General features: G+C 75.3%; 2 protein-coding genes. Both read left to right on the top strand.

Going from position 1 to position 1,946, the window contains the following annotated elements; all coding sequences use genetic code 11:
* Positions 1-827 (top strand): hypothetical protein (locus tag DVA66_RS19845; RefSeq protein ID WP_157974170.1); only part of this gene is annotated, 827 nt, incomplete at its 5' end.
* 29 nt (positions 828-856) lie between these two features.
* Complete coding sequence (locus tag DVA66_RS19840) at positions 857-1,843, top strand: TIGR03557 family F420-dependent LLM class oxidoreductase (protein ID WP_114561517.1); 987 nt, start codon at positions 857-859, stop codon at positions 1,841-1,843.
* Positions 1,844-1,946: the final 103 nt, after the last annotated feature.

The following is a 1,946-nucleotide window of genomic DNA, read 5'->3' as shown; positions in this document are numbered from 1 at the left end:
CCGGCTGCGCGGAGCACCCGCTGGCGCTCGAGCAGCCGGCCCTGGCCATCGAGGCGCTGCTGCTCGCCGCCCGCGCCGCACGGGCGGATGGCGACCCGGCGGCGGCGCTGGACGCCGCCGAGCGGGCGGCGCGGACCAGTTCGTCCCGTCCGGTGCCTGATCTGCAGGCCGAGGCCGAGGCCGTGCGGATCGGCTGCCTGATGGAGCTGGGCCGCACCGAGGAGGCGGTCGCGGCCTCCGACGCGCTGGCCGCCGTCCTGGACGACATCCCGACCGCCCACGTCCGCGGGATCGCGCAGTGGGTGGTCGGCAACGTCCGGCTGCTCACCGGCGCCACCGAGGAGGCGATGGAGCGCCACCGCGACGCCCGCCGGCTGATCAACCCCGCCGTCGACCTCGGCACCTGGGGCCGGTTCCGCAAGGCGGCCGCGACCGTCCGCGTCCAGCTCGGGATCACCGAGGATGTGGACGCGCTGCTCGAGGAGGCCGGATCGGCGCTGCGGATCGTCGGCGCGCCCAGCGACCTGACCGGGCTGCGGCTGGCCGAGGCCCGGCTCCGGCTGCTCCGCGGCGAGACCGCCCGCGCCCGCCAGCTGGTGGAGTTCTGCGCCGGGGAGGAGGAGGTCGCCCGCTCGCCGTACTCCCGCGCCGAGCTGGAGGTGCTGCGGGCCGACCTCGCCGCGGCCGCCGGCGACCGGACCGAGGAGGCCGCGGCCTGCCGTCGCGCCGCCCTGGGCTACCAGGAGGCCGGGCTGCTGCCCCGCTCGGTGCAGCTGTGGATGCGCCACTCCGAGCTGCTGACCGGAGGTTCCGACACCGACGCGTGAGGTCCGCGCCCAGGGGGTAGTGCCGGAGCATGACGAACTTCGGCTACACCCTGATGACCGAGCAGTCCGGGCCCCGTGAGCTCGTCGGCTACGCCGCGGACGCCGAGCGCCGCGGCTTCGACTTCGAGGTGAGCAGCGACCACTACTCGCCGTGGCTGTCCGCCCAGGGCCACGCCCCCTACGCGTGGTCGGTCCTCGGCGCGGTCAGCCAGGTCACCGAGCGGGTCGAGCTGATGACCTACGTGACCTGCCCGATCCTGCGCTACCACCCCGCCGTGGTGGCCCAGAAGGCCGCCACCCTGCAGGTGCTCAGCGGCGGCCGGTTCACCCTGGGCCTGGGCAGCGGGGAGAACCTCAACGAGCACGTCGTCGGGCAGGGCTGGCCCGCCCTGGACGCCCGGCAGGAGATGTTCGCCGAGGCGGTCGAGATCATCTCCGAGCTGCACACCGGCGACCTCATCACCTACGACGGGGAGTACTTCCGCGTCGACTCCGCCCGCATCTGGGACGTCCCCGACGACGGCGTCCCGCTGGGGCTGGCGGTCTCGGGGGAGAAGTCGGTGCAGCGCTTCGCCCCGCTCGGCCACCACCTGATCGCGGTGGAGCCGCAGGCCGACCTGGTGTCGGGCTGGGGCGAGGCCCGCCGTGGGGCCGGGGTGGAGGAGCCCAGCCGGGCGATCGGGCAGATCCCGATCAGCTGGGACCCCGACGCCGACCGGGCGGTGGAGCGGGCGCACGAGCAGTTCCGCTGGTTCGCCGGCGGCTGGGGCGTCAACGCCGACCTGCCGACCACGGCCGGCTTCGCCGCGGCGACCCAGTTCGTCCGACCCGACGACGTCGCCTCCTCGATCCCCTGCGGCCCCGACCTGGACGCCGTGGTCGAGGCCGTGAAGCCGTACTGGGAGGCCGGTTTCACCGACATCGCGCTGGTGCAGATCGGCGACGAGGCCCAGCAGCGCTTCCTCGACGAGGCCGCCGAGCCCCTGCTGGAGAAGCTCCGCGCCGCCGCCCCCTGATCCCCCGCCCACGACGCGCTGCCCGCCCCAGCGCCCTGAGCCGTCCCCACCCCAGCGCCCTGAGCCTGTCGAAGGGTCACGACCCCGACAGCGCCCTGCCCGG

Source organism: Desertihabitans aurantiacus, assembly GCF_003344635.1.
Taxonomy (GTDB): Bacteria; Actinomycetota; Actinomycetes; order Propionibacteriales; family Propionibacteriaceae; genus Desertihabitans; species Desertihabitans aurantiacus.
This window is presented reverse-complemented; position numbering and strand designations above follow the sequence as displayed.

Coding starts and splice junctions, on each gene's coding strand:
- DVA66_RS19840 (WP_114561517.1), top strand. CDS start 857: ATGACGAACTTCGGCTACACCCTGATGACCGAGCAGTCCGGGCCCCGT.